The organism is Thermus sp. (assembly GCF_056332225.1).
In genome coordinates this window covers 1-720 of record NZ_JBWGQW010000182.1, presented here as the reverse complement: position 1 = coordinate 720, position 720 = coordinate 1, and the positions used below count along the sequence as shown (strand labels likewise).

1 protein-coding gene is annotated in these 720 nt (G+C 71.8%); it reads right to left on the bottom strand.

What is annotated here, in order from left to right; genetic code table 11:
* Window positions 1-120: 120 nt before the first annotated feature.
* Window positions 121-720: DNA polymerase III subunit beta family protein (locus AC01Y6_RS10790; RefSeq protein ID WP_476671533.1), on the bottom strand; the 600-nt coding region annotated here is incomplete at its 5' end.

The window sequence follows — 720 nt, the reverse complement described above, 5'->3', positions numbered from 1 at the left end:
GGGTCCTTGGTGAGGAGGCGCTTCAGGTCGGCGGTCTCCAGGAGGACGAGCTTGACGGCGCTCTCCAGTTCGGCCACGAGCTTTTCGAGCTCCTTCGCCTTCCCCCTCACGGACCACCTCCTAGACGCGGAGGGGCACCACCACCGCCCGGTACCCCTCCCTTTCTCCCGGCGTCACCAGGAAGGGGGTGGTGGCGCCGGAGAAGCGGAAGGCGGTGCGGTCTTCCTCGGGGAGGGCTTCCAGGAGGTAGCGGGCGTTCACCGCGAGGACGAGGCTTCCCTCCACCTCGGCGGGGACCCGTTCCTCGCCACCGCCGTACTCCCCCTCGACGGAGAGCCTGAGGTGCCCCTCTTCCAGGGCGATGTCCAGGCGGCGGTTCTGCCGATCGGCGAGCACCTCGAGGCGCCTCGCCGCCTCCTTCAGCGCCCGCGTTTCCACCAGGGCTCGGGCCACGAACTCGCTCGGGATCACCCGGTTGTAGTCGGGGAAGGTCCCCTCGAGGAGCCTGAGGGCGAGGTGCGCGGAAAAGGTCTCGCCCTCCCCCTCGAGGCCCAGCACCCCCGGGCCGAGGCGGAGGGCCACCTCCTCCCCGCCCGCCGCTTCCAGGACGGCGAGCGCCTCGGCGAGGCTCTGGGCGGGAACCACGGCGGCCTTGGCGAAGGGGAAGGGACGCGTGAGGTCGAAGAGCGCGAGGCGGTAGCCGTCCGAGGCCACGGCGCG